The 22,342-nt window shown below is 68.1% G+C and carries 21 protein-coding genes and 4 pseudogenes; 14 read left to right on the top strand and 11 right to left on the bottom strand.

Annotated features, from left to right (window positions below; translation table 11 throughout):
- Window positions 1-184: pseudogene (locus tag IG54_RS0132250) on the bottom strand (carboxymuconolactone decarboxylase family protein); the annotation flags it as partial.
- A 367-nt stretch (window positions 185-551) separates the two neighbouring features.
- Between IG54_RS0132250 and IG54_RS0132245 the strand changes: the two are divergent.
- From IG54_RS0132245 to IG54_RS0132230, 5 genes are all read left to right on the top strand, one after another.
- The gene (locus tag IG54_RS0132245) at window positions 552-752 is read left to right on the top strand and encodes a hypothetical protein (protein WP_030792851.1); all 201 of its coding nucleotides are present in this window, start codon (window positions 552-554) and stop codon (window positions 750-752) included.
- On the top strand, window positions 749-976 hold the full coding sequence (locus tag IG54_RS0132240; protein ID WP_051820242.1) for a LexA family protein: 228 nt from the start codon (window positions 749-751) through the stop codon (window positions 974-976). The genes IG54_RS0132245 and IG54_RS0132240 overlap by 4 nt, the downstream gene beginning before the upstream one ends.
- The gene (locus IG54_RS38540) at window positions 973-1,221 is read left to right on the top strand and encodes a hypothetical protein (RefSeq protein ID WP_037898135.1); all 249 of its coding nucleotides are present in this window, start codon (window positions 973-975) and stop codon (window positions 1,219-1,221) included. Before IG54_RS0132240 ends, IG54_RS38540 begins: the two co-directional genes overlap by 4 nt.
- Window positions 1,188-1,304, top strand: a complete 117-nt coding sequence (locus tag IG54_RS43240; protein ID WP_234336430.1) for a DUF6233 domain-containing protein — start codon at window positions 1,188-1,190, stop codon at window positions 1,302-1,304. Before IG54_RS38540 ends, IG54_RS43240 begins: the two co-directional genes overlap by 34 nt.
- Before the next feature lie 128 nt (window positions 1,305-1,432).
- The gene (locus IG54_RS0132230) at window positions 1,433-2,383 is read left to right on the top strand and encodes a Ku protein (protein WP_078594759.1); all 951 of its coding nucleotides are present in this window, start codon (window positions 1,433-1,435) and stop codon (window positions 2,381-2,383) included.
- 357 nt (window positions 2,384-2,740) lie between these two features.
- Here IG54_RS0132230 and IG54_RS38535 read toward each other — a convergent pair.
- The 4 genes and pseudogenes from IG54_RS38535 to IG54_RS0132210 all read right to left on the bottom strand — a co-directional run bounded on the left by IG54_RS38535 (window position 2,741) and on the right by IG54_RS0132210 (window position 9,105).
- Window positions 2,741-6,096: pseudogene (locus IG54_RS38535) on the bottom strand (RHS repeat-associated core domain-containing protein).
- A 685-nt stretch (window positions 6,097-6,781) separates the two neighbouring features.
- Window positions 6,782-7,666 (bottom strand): DnaB-like helicase C-terminal domain-containing protein, encoded by an 885-nt coding sequence (locus IG54_RS0132220; protein ID WP_030792848.1) that lies wholly within the window; start codon window positions 7,664-7,666, stop codon window positions 6,782-6,784.
- A gap of 53 nt (window positions 7,667-7,719) precedes the next feature.
- Complete coding sequence (locus IG54_RS0132215) at window positions 7,720-8,640, bottom strand: IS5 family transposase (RefSeq protein ID WP_030792846.1); 921 nt, start codon at window positions 8,638-8,640, stop codon at window positions 7,720-7,722.
- A gap of 57 nt (window positions 8,641-8,697) precedes the next feature.
- A complete protein-coding gene (locus IG54_RS0132210; protein ID WP_030792843.1) occupies window positions 8,698-9,105 on the bottom strand; it encodes a RidA family protein in 408 nt (135 codons plus the stop codon).
- 80 nt (window positions 9,106-9,185) lie between these two features.
- Between IG54_RS0132210 and IG54_RS0132205 the strand changes: the two genes are divergently transcribed.
- Window positions 9,186-9,836: a TetR/AcrR family transcriptional regulator gene (locus IG54_RS0132205; protein ID WP_051820240.1), complete on the top strand. Its 651-nt coding sequence runs from the start codon at window positions 9,186-9,188 to the stop codon at window positions 9,834-9,836.
- Here the strand turns inward: IG54_RS0132205 and IG54_RS40825 are convergent.
- Window positions 9,833-10,725: pseudogene (locus IG54_RS40825) on the bottom strand (IS5 family transposase). The gene IG54_RS0132205 and the pseudogene IG54_RS40825 overlap by 4 nt on opposite strands.
- Before the next feature lie 54 nt (window positions 10,726-10,779).
- Between IG54_RS40825 and IG54_RS0132190 the strand changes: the two are divergent.
- Complete coding sequence (locus IG54_RS0132190) at window positions 10,780-11,409, top strand: class I SAM-dependent methyltransferase (protein WP_030792836.1); 630 nt, start codon at window positions 10,780-10,782, stop codon at window positions 11,407-11,409.
- Window positions 11,410-11,588: 179 nt separating this feature from the next.
- Here the strand turns inward: IG54_RS0132190 and IG54_RS0132185 are convergent, their stop codons facing one another.
- A complete protein-coding gene (locus tag IG54_RS0132185; RefSeq protein ID WP_030792834.1) occupies window positions 11,589-12,374 on the bottom strand; it encodes a hypothetical protein in 786 nt (261 codons plus the stop codon).
- A gap of 637 nt (window positions 12,375-13,011) precedes the next feature.
- Here IG54_RS0132185 and IG54_RS0132180 point away from each other — a divergent pair.
- The gene (locus tag IG54_RS0132180) at window positions 13,012-13,839 is read left to right on the top strand and encodes a DsbA family protein (RefSeq protein WP_030792830.1); all 828 of its coding nucleotides are present in this window, start codon (window positions 13,012-13,014) and stop codon (window positions 13,837-13,839) included.
- Window positions 13,840-13,878: 39 nt separating this feature from the next.
- On the opposite strand, the pseudogene IG54_RS38525 reads toward IG54_RS0132180, so the two are convergent.
- Window positions 13,879-14,441: pseudogene (locus IG54_RS38525) on the bottom strand (AAA family ATPase).
- The gene (locus IG54_RS0132170; protein WP_030792827.1) at window positions 14,438-15,238 is read right to left on the bottom strand and encodes a DUF6042 family protein; all 801 of its coding nucleotides are present in this window, start codon (window positions 15,236-15,238) and stop codon (window positions 14,438-14,440) included. Before IG54_RS0132170 ends, IG54_RS38525 begins: the two are co-directional and overlap by 4 nt.
- Before the next feature lie 87 nt (window positions 15,239-15,325).
- Here IG54_RS0132170 and IG54_RS43510 point away from each other — a divergent pair, with 87 nt between their 5' ends.
- Window positions 15,326-15,460 carry a hypothetical protein gene (locus tag IG54_RS43510; RefSeq protein WP_267883679.1) on the top strand — a complete coding sequence of 45 codons (135 nt, stop codon included), beginning with the start codon at window positions 15,326-15,328 and terminating at the stop codon, window positions 15,458-15,460.
- A 75-nt stretch (window positions 15,461-15,535) separates the two neighbouring features.
- Here IG54_RS43510 and IG54_RS43235 read toward each other — a convergent pair whose 3' ends face one another.
- Entirely contained in the window at window positions 15,536-15,811 is a 276-nt protein-coding gene (locus tag IG54_RS43235) for a hypothetical protein (RefSeq protein WP_234336429.1), read from the bottom strand.
- Window positions 15,812-15,945: 134 nt separating this feature from the next.
- Window positions 15,946-16,611 carry a hypothetical protein gene (locus tag IG54_RS38515; protein WP_051820238.1) on the bottom strand — a complete coding sequence of 222 codons (666 nt, stop codon included), beginning with the start codon at window positions 16,609-16,611 and terminating at the stop codon, window positions 15,946-15,948.
- 1,471 nt (window positions 16,612-18,082) lie between these two features.
- On the opposite strand from IG54_RS38515, the gene IG54_RS43225 reads away from it, so the two are divergent.
- The 5 genes from IG54_RS43225 (at window position 18,083) to IG54_RS0132130 (ending at window position 22,287) form a co-directional block, all read left to right on the top strand.
- The gene (locus IG54_RS43225; RefSeq protein ID WP_030792856.1) at window positions 18,083-18,532 is read left to right on the top strand and encodes a hypothetical protein; all 450 of its coding nucleotides are present in this window, start codon (window positions 18,083-18,085) and stop codon (window positions 18,530-18,532) included.
- A 225-nt stretch (window positions 18,533-18,757) separates the two neighbouring features.
- Window positions 18,758-19,741, top strand: a complete 984-nt coding sequence (locus IG54_RS0132145; protein WP_030792823.1) for an ArsR/SmtB family transcription factor — start codon at window positions 18,758-18,760, stop codon at window positions 19,739-19,741.
- A 168-nt stretch (window positions 19,742-19,909) separates the two neighbouring features.
- On the top strand, window positions 19,910-21,061 hold the full coding sequence (gene lxmK / locus IG54_RS0132140; RefSeq protein WP_158708970.1) for a class V lanthionine synthetase subunit LxmK: 1,152 nt from the start codon (window positions 19,910-19,912) through the stop codon (window positions 21,059-21,061).
- Window positions 21,058-22,038 (top strand): T3SS effector HopA1 family protein, encoded by a 981-nt coding sequence (locus IG54_RS0132135; protein ID WP_051820234.1) that lies wholly within the window; start codon window positions 21,058-21,060, stop codon window positions 22,036-22,038. Before lxmK ends, IG54_RS0132135 begins: the two co-directional genes overlap by 4 nt.
- Window positions 22,039-22,080: 42 nt before the next feature.
- Window positions 22,081-22,287, top strand: coding sequence for an LxmA leader domain family RiPP (locus IG54_RS0132130; protein ID WP_030792816.1), 207 nt, complete (start codon window positions 22,081-22,083; stop codon window positions 22,285-22,287).
- The last annotated feature ends 55 nt before the right edge of the window (window positions 22,288-22,342 follow it).

Raw genomic sequence — 22,342 nt, 5'->3', positions numbered from 1 at the left:
ACGTCTTGAGGCTCGCGTCGGCCGCGTCCCAGGTGGCCACCTTGGCTGCGAACTCCTGGTTGTCCTTGGCAAGCTTGGGGTTGTTCCACAGCACCTCGTTGGGCTCGGGCACGGAGCCGAGCTGCTTGATCAGGTTTTCGCGGAGCCCGGCGGGGAGCTCGGCCTTCGGGATGCGTAGCGCCATGGTGTTCTCCTTGGACGTTTGCCTGTTTGGCATGAAGACACCGCCGGGCCCACGAATGTGACAACCGCCATCGCCACTGCGCTCAGACGGCAGTAACCGGAAGGCCATTCCTCCGTGCCGGCGCGTCCGGGCCAGTGGCCGCCTCGCCCCTGGACGCGGTCAAACCCAACGGCGGAACCGGACCAGATCACCTGAGACAACACCCACAATCCCGACTCCCGGGACCAGATCACCTGGGACTCCCGGCACCCCGGCGTCTCAAATGAACTGGTCGCCGCAGGTCACAGCACTGTCCACGGACCAGATCAACTGAGACGGGACAGGCGACAACTGGCTCAGCAATTCGAACGCATGCTCTACTGGCGGCATGGTGCACAACAACTACTCCCCCGATCTCGTACAGACCCAGCGCGACTGGACCCGCACCTACCAGGCCCTCGCCAAGGCCCCCGCTGACTACAACACCCTCCTGCGACGGCGGCTCATCGGCCTCTCCCGCCGCCTGGTCCAGGACGTGCCGCGTGCCGAGCAGGCAGAACTGCGCCGACGCGCCCAGGAGCCGTCATGACCCGCCGCTCCTGGGATATCACCAACCGCCAGAACTCGGTCCTTGCCTGCATCCGCGACCGCATCCTGGAGAGCGGCGAGGCTCCCACTGTGCGGGAGATCGGCGCCGCGGTGGGCCTGTCCAGTCCCTCCTCCGTCCTCTACCAGCTGCGCCGCCTGGAGCAGGCCGGCGCCCTGGTGCGTGCGGACAGCGGCAGCTGGAGGAACTACCGGCTCGCACGATGACCGACCTCCGCCGTATCGAGGTGCTCCGCTTCCTGGAACGGGTCCAGGAGCGAGACCTGGCGCGCACCCGCAGATGGATCGCGGACGAGGAACGGCGCGAGGCGGAACGCATCCGCGGCCTGCGGGCCCGGCCTCCGGCCCCGGACTGGCTGATCGAGCTGGGGCATAGCCCAGGAGAAGCGTCCGGTGTACGCGTGGCGGCGGCTGCCACATGGCGGGCAAACGCACCCGCGGCGCCGACCTAGACCAAGCGCGCCAGGCCCTCAACGAGGGCGTCAGCGCCTGCATCCGCTGCCGGCCCGACACCGAGCTCGGCGTACTGGACTGAGGAAGCCCACCTGCACCTGCGGGCCAAGATGCGGCGGTGCCCCTGGATGATCGCGGCGGGCTGGGCATGCGAGCGGCGGCGGGCCTTCCTAGGCTGGTCGTCTCGGGGCCGTCCATGGAGGTACCGCCATGCCTGCCCGCCCTGTCTGGTCCGGCGCCATCAGCTTCGGCCTGGTGACCATCCCGATCAAGGTGCTCCCTGCGACGGAAAACCACTCGGTCCGCTTCCACCAGTACCACCTGGCAGACATGGGCCGGATCCGCACGCGGAAGATCTGCGAGATCGAGGACCGCGAGGTGCCGAGTGCCGAGATCGGCAAGGGCTACGAGGCGAGCACCGGCACGATCGTCGCCATCGACGACGCCGAGATGGACGACATGCCGCTGCCCACCGCGAAGGCGATCGAGATCGCGGCGTTCGTGCCCTACGAATCGATCGACCTGGTGCGCATCGGTGAGGGCTACTACCTCCAGGGCGACGGGCAGGTCGCGGCCAAGCCCTACGTGCTGCTCCGGAAAGCCCTGGAACGCAGCAGCAAGGCGGCCATCGCGAAATTCGCGTGGCACGGGCGCGAGAGGCTGGGCCTGCTGCGGGTGAAAGACGACGTGATCGTCCTGCACGCCATGACATGGGATGACGAAGTGCGCAGCCCCGAGGCGATCGCCCCCGCACCCCTGAAGCTGACAGAGGACGAGATCCAGCCGGCCCTCCTGCTCATCAGCTCCGTGACCGTCGAGGACATCACCGGCCAGGGGTGGGCCACCGACCGCTACACCAAGGCCCTGGAGGAGGTCATCCACGCCAAGGCCCACGGCGAGAAGCCGCCGCGGGCAGCCGAGGAGGAGCCGGCCGGGAAGGTCCTCGACCTCATGGCCGCCCTCGAGCAGTCGGTACAGCGTGCCCAGGAGAGCCGCGGTGAAGGCGAACACGCAACTGTGCACGAGATGAGCGGGGTCTGGTGCGTCGAGATGCAAGGCGGAGGAGGGCGGCAACGCGGAGCGTTGTCAACCGACGACAACGCCGCAGATCGGCGTGCCAGACCCCGCGACCCGCGGCATGATCCGCCGGACAGGCCCTAGGGGTGGATCCGCCAGGAGGTCATGCGGGATGTCCGCCCCCGGAGGCCCGGGGGCGCAGACGCGTTGGCCAGCTGGCGGGTTCGTCCTCCACCGTCTCCTGCCCGCACCCGGCGGCCAGCTCGCGCAGGACCTGTCGTTCGGCCTTCTCGACGGGCAAGCCCCAAATGAGTGGGCCCCAAGGAAACCTCGGGGCCCATTCCGGCTAGTGCCCTTTGCGCTTTCGTGAGATCCCGTAGATCGCGAGTGCGACCAGAACCACGAGCGCGACGATCAGTAGCCAAAGGGGCATCGAGGGCCCTGACGCGCCTCTGGCAAGTGATTCGGCAAGGTACTGCTCCATCTACGGAACCTCACTTTCTATAGGTGCTTCTCCGCCTGCCCTTGTGCCCATTGACCGGCGTAGTACGAAGCCGTGAAGCAGGCCCCTTGACCGGCCACACCTGCGGCTCCTCCCGTCGGAACCGAGAGAGCAGCCAAGCTGGACTCGCATGCCGCCCCCGTAACCGCGCCTGCCCAGATCCCGATGCCGATCGACGCCGCGCCCTTGAAGTCCCCCTTGATGAGAGAGGCTCCGAGTTCGCCATAGTCTTTGGCATCGAAAAGCTTGCCGATATTGCCGAAGGCAGAGAGACCACTCGGATCGATCCGGTTGACCGGGTCACCCTCCGCGTACAGGTACGGGTTCTTTTCCTGACCCGATGGGTCGGGCTGGGTGAAGCTGCCGATGTTGGGGTCGTAGTAGCGGGCCGCATAGTGGTAGAGGCCGGTGGGGTCCTGGTAGCCGCCGGCGAACTGGTAGGGCTGGGTGGTCTTCTCGGTGCTCGTGGAGCGGGTGACGCCGCGGGGGCTGTAGGAGTACGTGTTGACCTTCTCGCCGGCCTCGTCGGTGACCGCTACGACGGAGCCGAGCGCGTCGGTGAGGTAGAAGTACGTCTTCCCATCCCGGGTCATGGAGTTGAGAGTGCCCCCGGGTTCACGGTTAAAGCCCGTGTCCACACCGGCAGTTGAGGTGGCCGACAGGCCGAGCGGGCCGTTGTGGAAGTAGGTGTCGCCGAGCTTGATGCGCTCGCTCTGGTCCGTGGAACCGTACTGACCGTCATACTTCTTGCTGTCCAAGGTGAGCGAGGTGAGCTGGCTGTGACCCGACCACTTCTCGCCGGTGCGGGTGCCCTCCGGTGTGGAGGCGCCGGCCGTCTCGTTGTCTTCGGCGTCGTAGGACCAGTTGGTGGTGGAGTCGTTCTTGGCGGTGATCTGCTGGGCGTCGTTGATGGTGTAGGTGGTGCCGCGCGGGCAGCCTTCGGCGGTGCCCTGGCTGGTGAGGTTCCCGGCGAGGTCGTAGCAGTACTGCCAGGAGGAGTTGAGCGTGGAGCCCTTCTTCTCCTCGGCGTAGGAGAAGCGTCCTGCGCCGTCGTAGGTGTAGCTGGTCTTCATGCCGGTCACCGCGTCGGTCTTGGTGCGGATCTTGTCGCCGTCGGTCTTGGCGTCGGTGCCGTAGCCGTAGGTGTAGGTGAGGTCGACCAGGGTGCCCTTGCGGGAGGTGGCCTTGATGTTCTTGGGGCGGCTTGAGTCGTCGACGTCGACGGTCTGCACGGTGCCGCCGGGGTAGGCGGTTTGGGTGCGGATGTCGTTGTTGTTGTACTTGTACGTGGTGGTCTTGCCCGCCGGGTCCTTGAACTCCTTGAGCTTGTTGACCTCGTTCCAGGTGTAGTCGGTCTTGCCGGCTGGGTCCTGGTAGTAGTCGATGTTGCCCGCGGGCGTGTAGGGCAGCAGGGTCTGGGAGCCGTCCTGCAGGGTGCGGATCGTCTCACGCTGGAGCGGGTCGAACTGGTAGGTGATCGTGCCGGTGGAGTCGTCGCGCTGACGTAGGTTGCCGTCACCGTCGTACCAGTAGCGGACCGTGCCGTTGCTGGTAGAGACCGTTTTGATGCGGTCGAGGTGGTCGTAGGTGAAGACCTTCTTCACCCCGCGGCCTTCGGTGAGGGTCTCGGTGCGGCCCAACGCGTCATAGGTGTAGGTCGTCTGCCCCAGCGGTTTGGGCGGGGTTACCTTGGTGAGGTTGCCCTTGTCGTCGTAGGTGAAGGACGTCTTCACCGTCTTCGACGCGGACATCTTCGTCTGCGCCGTACACCGCTCTCCCTCGAAGCCGCCGCAGTCGGGGGTGGCGGGGTTGTAGGTGTAGGACACGTTGCCGCCGCCGGTGCCGGTCTGGGCCACCGACTTGGTGTTGCCGGCCGTGTCGTAGGTGTAGGAGGTCTTCTCGCCGTCGGCGTTGGTGGAGTCCTTGGGCTTGTCTCCGCCGGCGATCGTCTGCCAGCTGGTGACCGACTTCCCGCCGGTGGGAGATTTCACCGACTCCAGGTTGTTGCGGGTGTTGAAGCCGTAGTCGGACACGTTGCCGGGCGTGGTGCCGGTGCCCATGGCGTCAGTGGCCGTGTCGACGTTGTGGTTCGCGTCGTACTTCGTGGATCGCTTGTGCCCGAGCGCGTCGGTGACCTCGTCGACCTGGCCGTCGCCGTCGTGCTCGTACTTCGTGGCGCGCAGCTCGGGGTCCGTGACGGTCGTCGTGCCGGCCGCTGTCGGAGACTCCGCACTGTACTTGTAGGTCCAGGCGGGGCCGGTGCGGCCGGAGCCGTTGAAGTCGGTGGCGCGCAGCATGGAGGTGATGCGGTTGGCGTCGTCGTAGGTGAAGACGGTGACGCGGCCCTCCGCTGTGGTGATTTTGGTGAGGCGGTTGGAGGTGTCGTAGCCGAAGGTGGTGGTTTTGCCTTCGGCGTCGGTGGTCTTGTGCAGGTTGCCGTCGGCGTCGAGGTCGAAGACGGCGGTGCGGCCGGAGTTGTCCTTGGCCTGCCACTGCGAGGCGTTGGTCTTGAGCAGGTCGATCCAGCGGCCCGAGCGGGTCTCGGTCAGCTTGAAGCCCTTGTGCTCGTCGCCCTCGTCGTGCTGGGTGACGGTGATGGTGCCCTTGTTCTTGTCCGTGACCTTGGTCAGGGTGCCGTGCTCGTTGTAGGTGTCCTTCGTGTGCGACTTCCAGTTGGTGACGGTGTAGGTGCCGTCGGCGTTCTTCTTCAGTTCCTTGGAGTAACCCTTGGGGTGGTGAAGGAGCCGTCGGTAGCTTTCTTGAAACGCAGGGTGTCGCCGGAGGCGTCGTAGAGCACCACTTCGCCGTCGAGGACTTGGAGGTAGCGCTCGTACTGCTGCCACCAGCGCTGGGAGACCTTGCCCCACGGCGCGTCCAGGGAGTTGTAGGTGCGGGCGAGGGTGAGCTGCTGGCCGACGCCCGCGATGGAGAAGTCGGTTGCGGTCAGTATCAGGTTGCCGGTGGAGAAGTTGACGCGGGCTGTGAGCGCGTCCGTGATCGCGAAGTTGCTGATCTTGTGCCAGGGCACGTCGCCCTGGCCTTCGGGCACATGGGCGGGTATCTCCTGGACGGAGCGGGCCGCGTCGCCCTTTGTGCGCTTCTTCTGCTGCGCGCGCCAGGCAGCGACCTCGTGCGAGGGCGTGCGTTCGGCCTGTGGTGCGACCGGCTTGTTCGAACCGACCTTCACGTCGGGCATCGAGAACGACGGAGCGTCCTTACCCCACGCCGAGTCCGGATCGTCGGCCGCGGCGGTGCCCGCGGCCGGCAGCAGGGACAGGGTCAGGGCACCGGTGGCCAGAGCGGCGGCGGTGGCGATGCTGGTTCTCGTCCGGGCGCGCGAAACACGCGCACCCATGGTGCGTTGCGTCAAGACTTCCCCCCACAGGAAGAGATATCTCGCAGACCCCTGCGGTCACGAGAGGCCCACAACCTGGCGCACATCCCGGTGAGCATGACCGCGATTTGCTCGAACGTCTGTGCCACGCGAGGGGAATTAGCCCCACTTCAAGATCGGGGCGGAACGGCCTGAAATTTACGGCGCCCACCGGTCTCAGCGCTGCTGTTGCGCCCTGCGCACCCAGGCCCGTCGGAAAAGTGACCAGGAAGGTGCGAACGAGGGCTCCTCCGGCGGGAAATTGACGGCTCAATAGGAAGGCTCACCTCAGGCATATGTCCTCCCGCCGGGCGCTGCGACCGTGCAGATACGGGGGCAGGCCAGCGTGTGCGGGCAGCCTCCCCCCATCGCCTCCTGCCCCGTGTCAGCGCCTTGAGCGCGTCTTTGACTGCTCTCTGCGCTTCACCGCACTCGCCTGGAGACCCGGGACGAAGACGAAGACCTGCGGTACGTCGTCGCAGCCGACGCCGCATCACCGGCTGGCGCCCGCTGAATCCGGCCGGACGAGCGCACGAACTCATCGGGCATGACGCAGCGCGGGAGAGCTGGTCGCACCGTCTGCCCGGCACGCTCGGCACGGGCTGCATGCCGCAGATGGTGAGGGGCTCGGCGCAGCGCGGCGGCCTCAGCCGTCAGAGCTTCTCCCTTACGCGGCGGCCACGATGTCGGTGAAGCGTGCGTAGTGGGGTTGGAAGGCGATGTCAGCTGCGATGGCGGGTCGGGCGCTCCGCGCCTTGGCGACCATGAGGTCGGCTTCCATGGGCCGGGCCGTCCGGTCGTACGCGTCCTCGCGGTGGACCAGGACCACGGTGTCCGCTGCGAAGGCGAACTCGTCGTGCAGGTCCTCCAGGGCCGGCCTCCAGAGCGGCCGCCGCGACATGGCCCACAGCGGAGCGGTGACGATGACGGGAGCGGCCAGCTCGCGGGCCAGGGTCTTGAGAGCCCGGGCTGCCTGGCCCAGGGAAAGACCTGATCCCATGGCTTCCAGGCCGTCTACGCCGACCAGCTGGACCTGGTGCCCGCCCACCAGGCGCCGGGCGTGCTCCGCCAGCTGTCCGTCGGTGAACACGGCCGGGGCCAGGACATACAGTGGGGCAGCCTCCAGGAGCGACTGCGCGCGCTTGAGCCGACGGATGTCCTCGTCGTCTACGAACTCGCCCGTACGAATGCGGTCTCTGGCCATCCGGGCGGCTGCGGACAGCGCGCGGACCATGATCTGTTCCGGGCTCTGTTCCGCTGACGCGAACAGGACGGGAACCACCTCCCGCTCCTCAACCTTCGGGAACCCGCTCAAGAACGTGCCGCTGGCGTTCCACTGGCAGATGCTCTGCAACAGGCTGCTCCTGCCCAGGCCCGGCCGGGACGCAAGGACCGTAAGCGTGCCCGGCTCCAGCCCGCCCATCGCGGCGTCGAGCCCCTTCAGCCCCGTGGGAATACCCAGCCGGGACCCGGAGCTGCGCACCGGCTCATACCCGCTGCTTGCGAGGAGCTCTGCCATCGTGAGCACGGGTGACTGCTCGGTCGATCCCATCGAGAGGAGGTCCTTTCAGCGAAGGCGGCCCGCACTAGGTCCTGTCCCTCCGATCACGAACGGAGCCAGATGAGGAGTGCGGCGGCGGTGACGGTGCCGAGGTAGACGTATCCGCGCTTGGCATAGCGGGTGGCCACGGCTCTGAACTGCTTCAGTTTGCCGATGGCCCGCTCCACAGTGTTGCGATCTTTGTACCGTGCCTTGTCGAAGCCCGGCGGCCGTCCGCCGCGTGAACCCCGGCGCAGGCGGGCGGCCTTGTGGTCCTGCTTCTCCGGGATCGCGTGCCGGATACCGCGTTTGCGGAGGTAGGCGCGGATCTTGCGGTTGCTGTATGCCTTGTCGGCGCTCACGCTGTCCGGTATGCGACGGGGACGGCCGCGTACCGCGCGCGGGACATGGATCTTGTCCATGACCGACTCGAATGGCGTGCAGTCCGCCCGTTGTCCCGGCGTGATCAGCAAGGACAGCGGGCGGCAGTGGCCCTCCGCGGCAATGTGAATCTTGGTGGTCAGTCCGCCGCGTGACCGGCCGAGGGCTTCGCCGGGGGCACCCCCCTCCGGGAGGCCGTGCAGCATCATGCTGGCCGACGGTCGCCGTCCTGGCCTTCGGCGGCCCCCTTTTGAAGGGCTCAGCGTCACGGGCGGTGGGGTTTGAGGGGCTCCTGCGGCGTGCTGGTGAGCGCGCGTGACGGTGGAGTCGACGTTGATGTTCCAGTCGATGCCGCCTTCGGTGTCGGCGGCGGACTGGACGTGCCGCAGGAGCCTCTCCCAGGTGCCGTCAGCCGACCACAGCAAGTGCCGCTTGTGGACGGTCTTCCACGGGCCGAAGCGTTCGGGCAGCTCCCGCCACTGCACCCCGGTGCCCAGCCGGTGAATGATCCCGTTGATCACCTGCCGGTGATCGCGCCACCGGCCGCACCGGTGGTTGCTCACTGGCAGCAGCGGCTCCAGCACCGCCCACTCGCCGTCCGTCAGATCCCCCCCCGACTCAACATGGCCAGCCCCACGGTCTTCCTGCTCGCAGTGATACGGCTATTCGATGACCGCGGTGGCTTCGACCTCGACCAGGAGGTCGGGTTCCCCCAGTGCCGCAACGCCCAGAAGGGTGATCGGCTTGACCGGATCGATGCCGAGCTTCGTTGCCGCCCGGCCCACGCCCTCACCCAGCAGCGGCATCTTCTCGGGACTCCAGTCGACGACGTAGATGGTCAGCTTCGCCACGTCATCGAAGGAGCCGCCGATCCCGGCCAGAGCGGTGGCGACATTGAGATAGCACCGCTCGACCTGAGCGGCGAAGTCTCCGTCGCCCACGGGTCGGCCGTCGGCGTCGCGGGCGACCTGCCCCGCCAGGAACACCAGCTTCGATCCGGTGGCGACCGACAGCTGCCGGTAGACCTCGGGCTTCGGCAACCCCTCGGGATTGACCAGCGTCACGGACATGATCGGCCTCTTCCTCTTGGCGTCAGGAGCAGCAAGATCAGCACCCATGAAAGCATAGCGGCGCTATGTATTGTGGAGCCATGGCGAGGACGAAAGATCCAGCGGTCCGCTCCCTGCTGCTCGACCAGGCCGCACAAATGCTGCGGACGAGGCAACCGGTCACACTCCGCACCCTGGTCGCCGGAACCGGGGTGTCGACGATGGCCGTCTACACCTACTTCGGCGGTATGGACGGCCTATGGAAGGCATTGCGGCAAGAAGGCTTCACACGCCTGGCCGTCCAACTCGCAGCGGTCAAAATGTCTGCGGACCCGGTACGAGACCTCGCCGCCCTGGGCGCCGCCTACCTGGCCAACGCCTTGGAGAATCCCGATCTCTACCGCGTCATGTTCGACGCGGGCTTCGACCTCGAAGACACCGGCGCCGCGGACGAAACCCTGGACCGCCTCGTCAGCGCCATCGACCGGGCCAAGACGAACAGCCGCTTCCGTGACGAGGTCGACCCGCTGGAACTGGCAACACAAAGCTGGACCATTGGCCACGGACTCGCCTCACTCGTCGCCACAGGCCCCCTGCCGCACCAGGCACTCACTTACGGCGTGCCCATGCTGACCGCACTGTTTACCAGCGCAGGAGACGAACCCGGCCGATGTCGCCAGTCGGTCGAGCGCGGCTGGGGACGGATACTCCCAGCCACGCCCGGTTCTCGTGATCGGAGCGACAGGCCCTAGGGCCTGTCTGACAAATGATCACCTGGTTGCTTCGCGAAGCCAGAGGATCAGCGAGGCCAGAACGACTCCGGCCCGGTAACGGGTGGCGAGTTTGTCGAACCTGGTCGCGATCGCACGGAACTGCTTGAGGCGGGCGAAGCATCGTTCGACCACGTGGCGATCGCGGTAGATCTCCTTATCGAAGGCGGTGGGCGGCCGCCGCGGGTTCCGCGTCGCAGGCGGTTGGCCACCTGGTCGCGGCGTTCGGGGATCGTGGCAACGATGCCCCGGCGCCGCAGCCGGTGGCGTATCGCCCGGCTGGAATATGCCTTGTCGCCCAGCACCCGCGCCGGTGTCGTGCGAGGTCGGCCCGTAACGGCGCGCGGGATGCGGATGCTGTCGAGGGCCTGGCCGAAGGCGGTGGCGTCGTTGACGTTGCCGGGTGTGAGGGTGATGGACAGCGGGAGGCCGCGGCCGTCGACGGCGAGATGAACTTTGGTGGTCAGCCCGCCCCGGGATCGGCCGAGGGCCTGGCGCGCCTGCGAGTGGCCCGGATCTTCCGGTTCGTCCCCGCACGCGGCCCCTTTTTACGGGCGCCGGCCGCGTGCTGGTGAGCTCGGTTGATCGTGGAGTCGACAGCGACGGTCCACTCCACCCGGCCCATTGCGTCGTCGCGGACCTGGACATGTTCCAGTAGCTTCGCCCAGGTCCCGTCCGCTTCCCAGCGGGCGAACCGCTCGTAGACGGTCTGCCAGGGGCCGTACCGCTCGGGCAGATCGCGCCACGGAGCCCCGGTCCGCAGCCGCCACAGCACCCCGTTGACCACCTGCCGGTGATCACGCCACGGACGACCGTGTCCGCCCACCCGCGGCAACAAGGGCTCTATTCGCTCCCACGCCGCATCCGTCAGCTAACCTCGACCTGCCACAAGATCAATGATCAGACCGGCTATAGAGTCCCGCCTGTGGCGAATCATCAAGACGAGACCAGGGCGGCCTACGACGGAGTCGTCGAGCTGTACGCATCACTGTTCGCGGACCGGCTGGAGACACAACCGTTTGCCCGGGCCATGATCGGCACCTTCGCCGAACTGGTTCGCGCGACAGGCAACCTGCAGACAGCGGACGTCGGGTGCGGGCCCGGACATCTGACGGCCATGCTGCACGAACTGGGCTTGGACGCCTTCGGACTCGACCTCTCCCCTGGCATGGTCGATCACGCCCGGCGGGCCCATCCGGCACTGCGCTTCCAGGAGGCGCGGATGGAGTCCCTGCCGATCGAACACGGCGCACTCGGCGGCATACTGGCCCACTACTCGATGATCCACACCCCTCCGGGAGAACTCCCGAAGCTGCTCGCCGAGCAGGGACGCGTCCTGGCTCCGGGTGGCCTGCTCCTGGTCTCCTTCTTCGGGACCGACGGACCGGAGCCGGTCCAGTTCGACCACAAGGTGACACCTGCCTACAGCTGGCCGGCGGACCGCCTCGCCGAACTGCTTGCCGATGCCGGGCTTGTTCCCTTCGCCCGGCTGCTCCACGATCCGGCCTCTGAACGGGGTTTCCTCGACTCCCACCTGCTGGCCCGCCGTTCGTAGGTCCTGCCCGGCAATGCCCGCCGGGTGGTCACTCCGGGCTGCCGGCCAGGCGGCCGCTCGCTGATCCGACGGAGATTGTCAGACAGGCCCTAGTGCGAGCACCCGGGCGGAAGATCAGGCAGAGAGCAGCCGTCGGTCTCGCCGCTCGCGGCACGGTGGGACCTCCCGGCTTGCTCGGATCAGGTTCCGCGCTCAATGACCCTCATGATCGCCTCGGCGAGCTGCTGCGGGTGCGCAAGAGGATCCTTCACGCTTGCGGAAGGAGGGTTATTCCACGTCATGCTGCCGTCGTGGCTTACCGCGGCGGCACTCTCCCTCATCACGGCCCACCCTTCGAAGTCTTCGTAGGACACGAGGTAGCGCTCATTTCGGAAGGTGACGAAGAGGGTGCACCCGCAGCCGTCTTGTGTGGCCTCCTCCTTGTGGCCGTCCTGCCAGGTACGGAGTTCAGCCGTGTCCTTGAGGATGGCAGTCACCGCAGTCATGGTTTCGTGCACCGTGCGAGGCGCATGGAACGTGGCAGGGGCCGCGTTGAGAGTGTGGACAGCCGGTACCAGCGCTTGCAGATGAACACTTACTTCATCTACGACCGCAGTGAGCCTGTCCAGAGCATCGGTGACCCCTGCATCGGACGTGGGATGCCCAGACGGTTTCACGTCGCCGCGGGCGACGGCAGTCTCCACCGCTCTGCGAAGGCGGTGCAGGTTCTCCACCGAGGAGCGCAACGTCGCGTGGATGCCAGCGGCAGCTACCGCGGCGTGCTGCGGGGTGTGCAGCGCCCACCGGTTCTCAAGTGCCCTGCCCAAAAAGGCGCTGGAGGCGGCTGAGGAGCAGGCCAGAGCAAGAGTGTGCCTGGGCTCCTGCGCTTCGTCGGCGAGTTCTTCCACGGGCCCGGTGACTTCGCTGGTGGTCCCCCAAGTGTCCTGTTCCTCCCACCGCTCCAGCAGGTTCAGTACGTCGTCCATTGCAGTCTCCCGTGTCGGTATATCGCCGAAGTGGCGACCTCTCGGGTGAGGTGTTCATTCAACCGAGGCACACCCACGCTGGTTTCTGTTCGCAGGCACGCTGCTTCTCGGCCTAGAAGAGGCGGGCGGCGTAGAGCGGACCTCCGCCGACCAGGCCGCCGCCCCGCATACTTCCCACCTGCGAAAACAGAGTGTGAGTCTGCCAGGTGGAGCCCGGCTGTGCTTTAGAACCGGTCTCGGAACCTCCACTGAAGGTTCCGAGGGTGATTCTGAGAACCCTTCCTACTGCAGGGCGATGTGCAGCTACTCGCGGCGACGGTCGCGCAGGACGCCGAGGTGGGTTCGGCCCTCCAGGACCTGCAGTCCGCTGTCCGCTGTCCGCCAAGGCCGACGACCAGGGTGGAGGCGTTTTCCGTCAGCAAAGCCAGGACCGTCTTCGCTGCTGGACCGGCACCTGCAACACCTGCGGACGGCCCCGCACCCGAACCAGAACCTAACGAAGCACTACGAGGACTTGTCCGTCCGGGCAGGGCGGGCGGGCTGTGCAGCGCGGTTCCCCCATCGCCTGAATCCGTGATGCGACCGGCAGACCCGACACGTAGAGTCCCTCTGTCCACAGGGGAGAGGCCGGAGTCCGATGCACATCAGAACAACAGTCCGAGCGGTCGTCGCGGCAGGTCTCGTAGGAATCATCGCGGGATGCGCACCGGGCGGCCCCGAGGCGGGGGGCGGCGCACCGGACGCGCAGAAGCCGAAGAAGGCCCGACCTGGGGCGGGTGCGGATAAGGTCCGCTACGCGTCCGCCGAGCGGCTGCCCGAACGAATAGCCTCAGACGGTACGACGATAGAGGTGGGAAGTCCCGCGGCCCGTTCGACCGTGCATGCGTACGAGGACCCGCGCTGTCCCGTCGTCGAGATGTACGAGCGGACTGGAGGCGAAGCAGTCCACAAGCTGGCGCTCGGCGGGGAAATAATGACCGAGTACACCTTCGCTTCCTTCAAGGATGACCGGCTCGGCGGCAGCGGCTCGAAGCGAGCCGTGAACGCGCTGCGCGCCGCACTGGAGAAGGGGAAGTTTGTTGAGTACCACGCGGTGATCTTCAAAAACCAGGCTGCGGTCGAGAGCAGCGGCGGATTCACCACCCAGCGTCTTCTGAAACTTGCCGATAAGGTCCCGGGGCTGCGCGGTGAAGCCTTCGACCGGGCCGTCAGGACGATGAAGTACCGGTCGTTTGTCACCGCGTCCCAGCAGGCCTACCAGCAGACCGGCGCCGATCCTATCGGCCCCGGCACCCCCACAATCGTGGTCAACGGCCACACCATCAACAACGGGCTATGGCACGTCAATTTCAACCCGTCCCTGCTGCGCTCGCTGGTGACAGACCTTCACGACTCTCCCAGACGGTGGGACCTGGTCTACAAGCCTTACCGGGACGAGGCGCAGGACAAGTCCCTCGAGTCCTGAGAACCTCGGAACTCCCTTCGAAGGTTCCGAGACAGGTCCTCAGCGGTCGACCGGGGGAATGCCGTCCAGGCCGCTCTCGGAGAGGATCTGTTGGACCGTGTCGTCCAGGGTGCTGGCCGCGTCGATGACGGCCTCCAGACCGTCGGGGAGCAGGTCCTTGTCTCGGTACCAGTCGCGTAGGTGGCCCTCGTTGACGTGCGCAAGGTACTCGGCATCCGGTTTCGTCGCGTGCCGGAGCACCGTCTCCTCGAAGGGCACGTGGAGGTAGTAGCACCGTGTGACGCCCTGGTGGGCGCGCACCAGGTCCTGGAGCATCGTGCCGTAGCGGTCGGCGGACAGGATGCCTTCCAGGACGACGTGGAAGCCGTTGTCGAGGGCGTAGCGGGCGGTGAGGTCGATCAGGCCGATATTGGCACCGCCGGGCCGGTCGCGTTCGCGCAGCACGATTCGGCGGAGGTTGTCCTGGCGACGATGGCGAGGTTTCGGCCGAACTTCTCGCGCAGGCCGGCTGCGACGGACGATTTGCCCGAGGCGCTGTTGCCGCGGAGCACGATGAGACGCGTGTCGCTGGTCCCCGCGGTGCCGTGCGCGGCCTCGGTCACCCGCAGCTCACCTGGATTCGGTTGTTGTGGAAGTGCTCCCAGTCCATGACCAGGCGGAAGCGGCGGTGGGCCTCCAGGCGCTCCGCGTCGGCCGGCTCCTCTCCGCGCTGGACCCGGGCATCGCCGGATGTCACGAGTTCCGCGAGAGCGAGCCGGGCGTCGTCGACGTCCTGGCTTGTGGCTGCCGCCAGCCGGTCCAGGGAGGTGAGGGTCTCTGCCGGTTCACCCAGATCGTGGACCAGGTGGTCGATGAGGGTGTCCAGGAGCGGGCCGGTGCGCATCGTCCAGCGGATTTCGTCGAGGCGCTGGGTGAGCTCGGGGTCCAGGGGCAGCAGGTCGCCGGGCAGTGGCAGCACGGCGGGCATGGACCATCGGGTGCCGTCCGGCGTCCCTTCGCAGCGGGCCAGGCCCCACGTCAGGTAGAGCTCGGACAGGTCCCGCACGGTGGTGGGCACCGGGAAGTCGGCTGTCGTCAGCAGGGTGCTGAACTGCTCCCAGCGGGCCGCCTCGCATGCCTCGCGGCCCTCCGGCGCGGCCTCGTAGTCCCATTCCTCATCGGGCCAGGAGAAGGTGAGGGGACCGTCGAGGTTGCCGCCGATCATGTCCCAGCGGCCGTCGAAGATCTCTTGCAGCAGGTCGTCCAGGGAGCCGGTGAAGCCGGGCTGGCTCGCGGTCCCGATCAGCATGGTCAGCGGGAAGCCCTGGCGGGGCAGGACGTGCTCCCAGCCCGACACCCACCAGTCGTTGTGCATCGCCATGTCCTGGCGCGGCCCGGGCACAGACGCCTTCTCAGTCATCCGCAGCTCTTCCTCGAGAACACCTTGATGCCCGCAGCGTACGCAGCGAGACGGGGCAGATTCTCACGGACGCGCCACCCACGCCTGGTGGGCGGGAGCGACGTGCAGTCCTTCGCGCACGCGGCCGCGCAGGACGCCGACGCGGGTGCGGCCCTCCACGACCTACAGCCCGCTGCTCGACGGGTCCAGGAAGCACCGGTCGATCAGGAGCGGCGGGCGTAGCCACGTCCCGTGCTCTTCCCAGTGCAGGCCGACTTCGCGGGGGCGGACGTCGACCCAGTACGCGGGGTTCTTGGCCTACTCCTCGATGCAGTCGTCGTCGGAGGCTCCGGTCGGCATCCCGTGGAAGTCCGTGGCCGGGATCGACTCCAACTGCCAGTTGATGGCGCACAGGTCGATGTCTCCGTAGTCGTCCACGAAGGCGCCGTTGTCGCCATGGTCGAAGAGGAAATCCTTCAGGACGTCGTCCGGCCACTGAAGCGGGGCCACGGCCGAGTCGGCGCGGAAACGCTCGAAGGTGAGGCCGCCGTCCTGGCGGCGGACCATCAGCGGGCCAAGGTCGGTGAGCTTCATGCCGACGGGTGTATCGGAGACTCTGGACGACCTGGAGTTCGTTGGGGGGCCACGCATCCGCCTCAGCCGGTGAGCAACCGGGAACCAGCAGCGGGGCCGGACAGGGTGATTCTGCCCGGCCCCGCTGTCGCCTGTCAGCGGATGCGTGTGACCGAGACGGTGGCGTACCGGGTGGTGCCCGCCTCTACTTCCACGACCAGTCCCTCGGTGGTGGCGTACCGCTCGCCGTCGTCGGTGTGGGCGCGCTGCCCGGACCCGACGGCGGCAATGAAGCGGGCGAGAGCAGCGGACAGCGGCGCGGTCAGAGCCCGCGACAGCACGCGGCGCCCGTCCGGCAGCCGTACGGCCACGCGGTGCGGGCGGGCGGCGGACCCGACGTAGCCGACGACGTCCGCGTCGACCGTCTCCGCGTGCCGCAGCTTCTGCCAGATCCGCCCGGCCCGGTACACGCTCGTCGCCCGCTTGGCGACCACGCCCTCCAGGCCCCGGGCGGGCAGGTGCGCGTACCAGGCGAGCGCGACGTCCGCATCGTCGCTCGCCGGCATCGCCTGGATCGGCGGCGGCACCCCGTCAAGCACCTCCAGGAGGGTGGCCCTTCTCTCCGTGTACGGCCGTCGGCGCAGTTCGACGCCGTCTACTTGGAGGCAGTCCCACACGACGTAGTTCGCCGGGTACTCCGCCGCGAGGGCGGCCGAGCGGCGCGCGGTGGAGTTGCCGCGGGCCTGCGCGGCCGAGAAGGACAACTGCCCGTTCACCCATACGACCGCCTCACCGTCCAGGACCGTCCCGGGGCGCAGCACCGCCTAGCCGGCCACGGCAAGGTCCGTCCATGCGGAGGTGACGGTGCGCCCCGACCGGGTGTGGCAGCGCGTGGTCTCTGCGGTGCGGTGCATCACGAGCCGGTGCCCGTCGAACTTGGGTTATGCGCTGTTGAACAGTCCGTGAGTACTGTCCAGGCCCATGTCGATCACGGGCTGGCGGGTCCACTTCACTCGCCGCGATGCGCCTTGGCCTCGGGTGGTCACGCCCCTGATGCAGGAGCTCAGCGAGCTGTCCTTGCGGTTGGACTCGGAACTGGATGAGCAGGGGGTACCCGAGGGGCAGCCGTTTCTGCTAGCTCCGGACGGCAGCTACGACGTCGCATTGAACCGGTACTTCTCGGTCTGGATGGCTCACTCGCCGTGGAACACGCAGGCAGCTCATGCCCGCGATCTGCGGACGTTCTTCAACTTTCTGTGGTCGGCGCGGGGCGGGTGCGCTTGGCGGGAGACGACGCCCGAGGACCGGGCTGCGTACTCGTGGTGGCGTCGGCGCGATGAAACAGGGCCGAGGGTGCTGGACAGCTCCTGGGACCGCGAGGTCGCGACGGTCAACCAGTTCTACCTGTGGGCCTTCGAGCAGGACCTCGTCCGGATGAACCCGATCCGGCATCGCATGGCCCGCTCACCATGGGCGGGTCCTAGTGGAGGGATGGCGCGAGCGGTCCCAGCGGAGGCATCGAGGGTCGGCCCCCGTCGGGAGGTCCGGTGGCTTCCCCCCGCTTCGTTCCGGCGATGGCGGAACGTAGGGCTATGCGGGTTCGACGCCGACGAGCTGCCGCGGCCGGGGTTTCGTGGGCGATGGGCGGCCAGGAACGCGGTCTTCGCGGACAGCCTTGTCCGTACGGGCATGCGGCTCTCGGAGCAGTCGGCGCTGACCGTGTTCGAGCTTCCGGAACTTCCTGCGCCCGGTTCCGGCACCGTCAACGCCCGAACGGTGCTGCCGGACGTGATCTCCAAGGGCTCTTCGGGGCGGGCGGTGCACATGCCGGTATCGACGTTGCGGGAGGTGTGGGACTACATGACCTGGGACCGGCGGGAGATGCTCGACTACGGGCGGTCCCGCGGCTTCTACACTCCAGGCCGCCGGTCGCTGATCGTGGAGGACCCTGCCCGTCCGGCCGAGCGGCGCCGCCTGCTGGTGGCGAGGCCGGACGGGTGGGAGCCGGCGATGGTGTGGCTGAACCAGTGGGGCCTGCCCATGTCGGTGTCGGGCTGGAAGCAGGTCTTCGCCGACGCCAACGACCGCTGCGAGGCGGCGGGCGTGGGGCTGAGGGCAACGCCGCACATGCTGCGGCACAGCTACGCGGTGATCACGCTGGAGTTGCTGTGGCGGGGGCATCTTGCAGGCGCAGCCGGGACAAGGCACTTGCAGTCGAGCACAACCGTTGCGCCGTCCCGTGTGTCTTATCTGGCGGGAGCGACCACTCCTGGTCATCACAAGGGGGAAGTCATGAAGTTCAACCGTTCCGTTCTGACGGGGGCCGCCTTCACCGCCCTGGCCATGGGGAGCGTGACCGCGCTGGCGACGCCCGCCTCCGCGGCGCCCAACACCACGCCGCAGAAGGTTTGCGGCAGCGCGTACAAGACCGTGAACTCGGCGCCTGTCGGCTCCCTGGGCACCGTTTACCTGACGTACAACGCCTCGAACGGCGAGAACTGCGTCGCGACCATCCGGAACAACCCGGGAACCGCGGTCGACATGTCCACCTGGATCACTGTTCCTGACACGGGGGACGCGGCGGAGGACTTCGGGCGGTACACCTCCTACGCGGGACCGGCCTACGCCTACGGCAAGGGCCACTGCATCGACTGGGGCGGCAGCATCAGCAACGTGCACGTACAGGTGACCGGCTCCAACTGCGCCACGCTCAAAGAGCACCGGGTCACCTCCGTCCGCTGACCTGCATTCCTGACAGGCCGGCACGAGACTTCGTGCCGGTCTGTCGGCCTGCGCGGCCGGGTGGTGAAGAGGCATGGTGATCACGTGCCGGAGGGTGACCTCGGGTGGTGTCGGCAGTGGCGTACTCGGCCGCGTACGGCTCGCTGGCGGAACCGCGAACGAGCACGGTGACACAAGCCAACCCTCCTGAGCCCGAGACGGCAGAGGTATCTGGGGGAATGACCCATGACGCTGCGATTCCACCTGACCGGCGAGGACCTCACCCGACTGCGGGTGGCGCCCGAACACCACCCGCTGTGGGAGGTGCTGCTCAGCGCCCATCTCCTCGGCAGGACCGAAGGCTCGCCGGACTTCGACGGCTGGCGGGAGAGCACCCGGGCAAAACTCGTTCCTGAGGTACGGCCGCTTCTGGCGCTCACACCACCCCGGGGGTACTCGCCGGACTTTCTCACCCCGACGGGCATCCCCGGGGACATCGACGCCGCGATCGAGACAGTGCTCAGCACTCCGCGCCAGCGGTTGCGCGAAGACATCGACCAGCTGGCCGTCGGCCGGGCCCCGGCGGCCTGGGCCGGCGCGGTACGCGACGGCGATCCGGCGGCGTTGCGGCGGCTCGGTACCGCACTGCGGACCTACCACCGCTCCGCCGTCGCACCGTACTCGAACCGGATCGAGGACAGCCTGAGAGCCGAACACGCCCGGCTCGCCGGGGAGTTCCTCGCCGGCGGAATCGAGCGGGTGCTGGCCGCGCTGGCGCCCGTGGCGCAATGGGAGCCGCCGGTACTGACCCTGCCCACTCATCCCGCCGACCGTGACATCCACCTCGACGGGCGGGGCCTGATCCTGCTGCCGTCCTTCTTCTGCCGACGCGCCCCGACGACGCTGCGGAATCCCGACGGTCCCCACGTCCTGGTCTACCCGGTCCAGCAGAACCGAACCTGGCCCGCCTCCGGCCGGACAGCGGGTCGGCGCGGCCTCGCGGCGCTCCTCGGACAGGGCCGCGCCGAAGTGCTCGAAGCGATCCGTGCCGGGCACGCCACCACCACCGCCGTCTCCGGCCGCACCGGGCTCTCCCTCGCCACCGTCTCCCACCACACCGCGGTGCTGCGCGAAGCCGGACTCATCACCACCAGCCGTACGGGGAGCAGCGTCCGCCACGAGATCACCTCGATCGGTGACCAGTTGGTCTGCGGCCGGCAGGGACGTTGAGCGAGACGTCGGCGACCACGCTGGCCGATTCTGTTCGTCATGTGTCAAACCGCCTTTCGAGCACCATCGAAAGGCTTGCCCGCCGCAGGGAACTCAACAAGCGTAAGACGCGACCCAGAGAGCGCGATCCGTGCCTCTGAACACTTTCGGGGTGCGGTGCAACAACCATTGGTCGCGCAAGCGCATACGGGGGATGCAGTGCTGTCACACGACACCGTCGACATCCATTCGATGCCTCGGCAACAAGTGGTCTCCCCGCACCTGTCCGCTGTTCCCGAGGTGGCCAGGGTCCTGCGGCGACTAGGCCTGGGGTGCTTGCCGGCCGGGGCGGTGGAGTCCTTTGCCGGCCGCAACGACAACTGGGCGGGCACCACGTCGACCGGTGCGGCGGTCTTTGTGAAGCAGGTGGCCGATCGCGATCCGGCGCGTCCGGGATTCCACCGCGCGGTGAGCTTCGAGAGATTCATCGCGCGTACGCCGGTACCCGGTCTGCTCGCCCCTCGCTGCGTCGGCTGGGACGAGCCATCCGGCCTGCAGGTCTTCGCATGGCTGAGGGGCACGCGGTCGGGGGCCGAACTGATCGCCGACCGCGCCTTCGCAGAAGTCCACGCGCATCAGGTCGGCCGCGCGATCGGCGCCCTGCACGGCGCGGGGTTCGACGAGCGGGACGGTATCGACCGAACGCCACCGCCCTTGCCGTCGGTCGAGCTGCTGAGGGCCCTGCCGCTGCGGCACTTCCTCGAAGCGACGGCGGCCGAGCTGGCGTTCTGGCAGCTGCTCCAGCCCGACCGGCAGCTCGTGGACGCGCTGGCCGCGCTGCGCGAGGCCGAAGCGGCGGCGGAGCCTCGGCCGGTGCACGGGGACCTCAGGCTGGATCAGCTCCTCGTCGACGGGGACGCGGTGTTCGTCACCGACTGGGAGGAGTTCCGCCTCGGAGACCCGGCTCGCGACGTGGGCGGCTTCGTCGGTGACTGGCTGTCCTACGCGGTGCGGGGCATCACCGCCGTCGACGATGCGGACACCACCGCCCTCTCGGACCACGACATCATCGCCCGCGGCACCGCGGAACTGACCCGGGTACGCTCCCTGCTGCGGTCCTTCTGGGCCGGATACCGGCAAGCGCGTCCGGTCCGCGATCCGCAGCTGGAGTTGCGTGCCACGGCTTTCGCCGGCTGGCACATGTTCGACCGGCTGCTGGCCACCTCTCAGCGCAGTCCCCGGTTGTCCGCCGTGCAGCGGGCGGGAGCCGGGGTCGGCCGGAACGCGGTCCTCGCGCCACAGCGCTTTGCCGGCGTGCTCGGGCTGGACGTGACCGTATGAGCGACGCGCTGTCCCCCGCGCTGGTCAGGGCGCTCACCGCGATCACCGTGCACGCCCCGGAACTCCGTGCCAGGGTCGTGGACCGTGCGGTGACCGCGGCCAACGTCCGCGAACTGCGCTCCCGGCTGGCCAACGCCGTATACGAGGTGTTCCACCAGGGACGGGCCGACAACACCGGGCCGGTGCCCCGGACCCTGCGCGATCCGGACGTGGAGCGCGACCTCCTGGAGGCCACCCCCCATGGCCTCACCGAGCAGCCGGCCCGTCTCGTCGCGGACGACGGGAGCGGGACCGCGGTGGTCCTGCTGCACGGTGTGCGCGTGGCGGTTCCCGCGCACACCGTCCGACGTCCCACGAGGGGGTCCGGGACCCCGTCGGTGCTCGTCCGCATCCCGGCGACCCGCGCCGCGCTGTCGCCGGGATTCTTCCTCGCCCACGGCTCCCGGGGGATCCCCCCGGCGTCGGCACGGCTGTTCCGCCTCTACCTGCACGTGCGCGACGAGGCCGCCGCCGTGCGCGTGTGGAGCTGCCTCCTGAACGAACTGGAGACGCTGGAACTGCGCTACCAGGCCAAGGTGCTCTCCACCCGCTCGTCGTACCCACGCCAGGACGCGGTCGTCGTGTACCTGGACCAGGACGCGTGGCCCGCAGCGAACGGCCTGGCGTCCGCCGTCGCCGGGCTCGACGGCCTGGGCCGGTCCGTCTCACCGTTCTGCGAGCCGCTGGCGCCCGGCGTCTCCAGGGCCCAGGAGCCGGTCGACGCCAGGCCCGGCCGCAGCGGGCTCAGCTTCGGCGAACACCGCGCCGGCGCCATCGCGGAAGGACTCCTCGACGCCGCCCTGCGAAACGGCGCCGGTACGCAGGAGGCCGTGGCCGCCGCACTCCGCGCCGCCGGCGTCGATCCGCTCCGCCCCCACCTCAACACGGCCACGAACGAAGGGTTTCCGGAGCGCCGCCGTGGCGTGCCGGAGAGCTAGAAAAGATCACTGGCAGAGAACACAGAGAACAGGGGAAAACACATGCAGGTCGTCGAAGTCCCTCAGTTCACCGACACCGCCGACACCATCGACACCATCGACACCATCGACACCGGAGAGCTGTTCGCGGGGTACCGCACCTACACCGACGCGGGCGAGCTCGACTCCGTGTTCGGGCAGGAGGAGGCCACCGCCGCGACGGTCACGATCATCTCCACCGCGACCATCATCGTGAGCTGTCTGTGCTGATCGCCGTCGAGGCGTAGGCCCGATCACCGCGGGCGCCCCTGTTCCCCTGTATCCG

This window comes from Streptomyces sp. NRRL S-920, assembly GCF_000717945.1.
Lineage (GTDB): Bacteria > Actinomycetota > Actinomycetes > Streptomycetales > Streptomycetaceae > Streptomyces > Streptomyces alboniger.
Note: the sequence above shows the minus strand (reverse complement) of the source record. Positions and strands in the feature narration are given on the sequence as shown.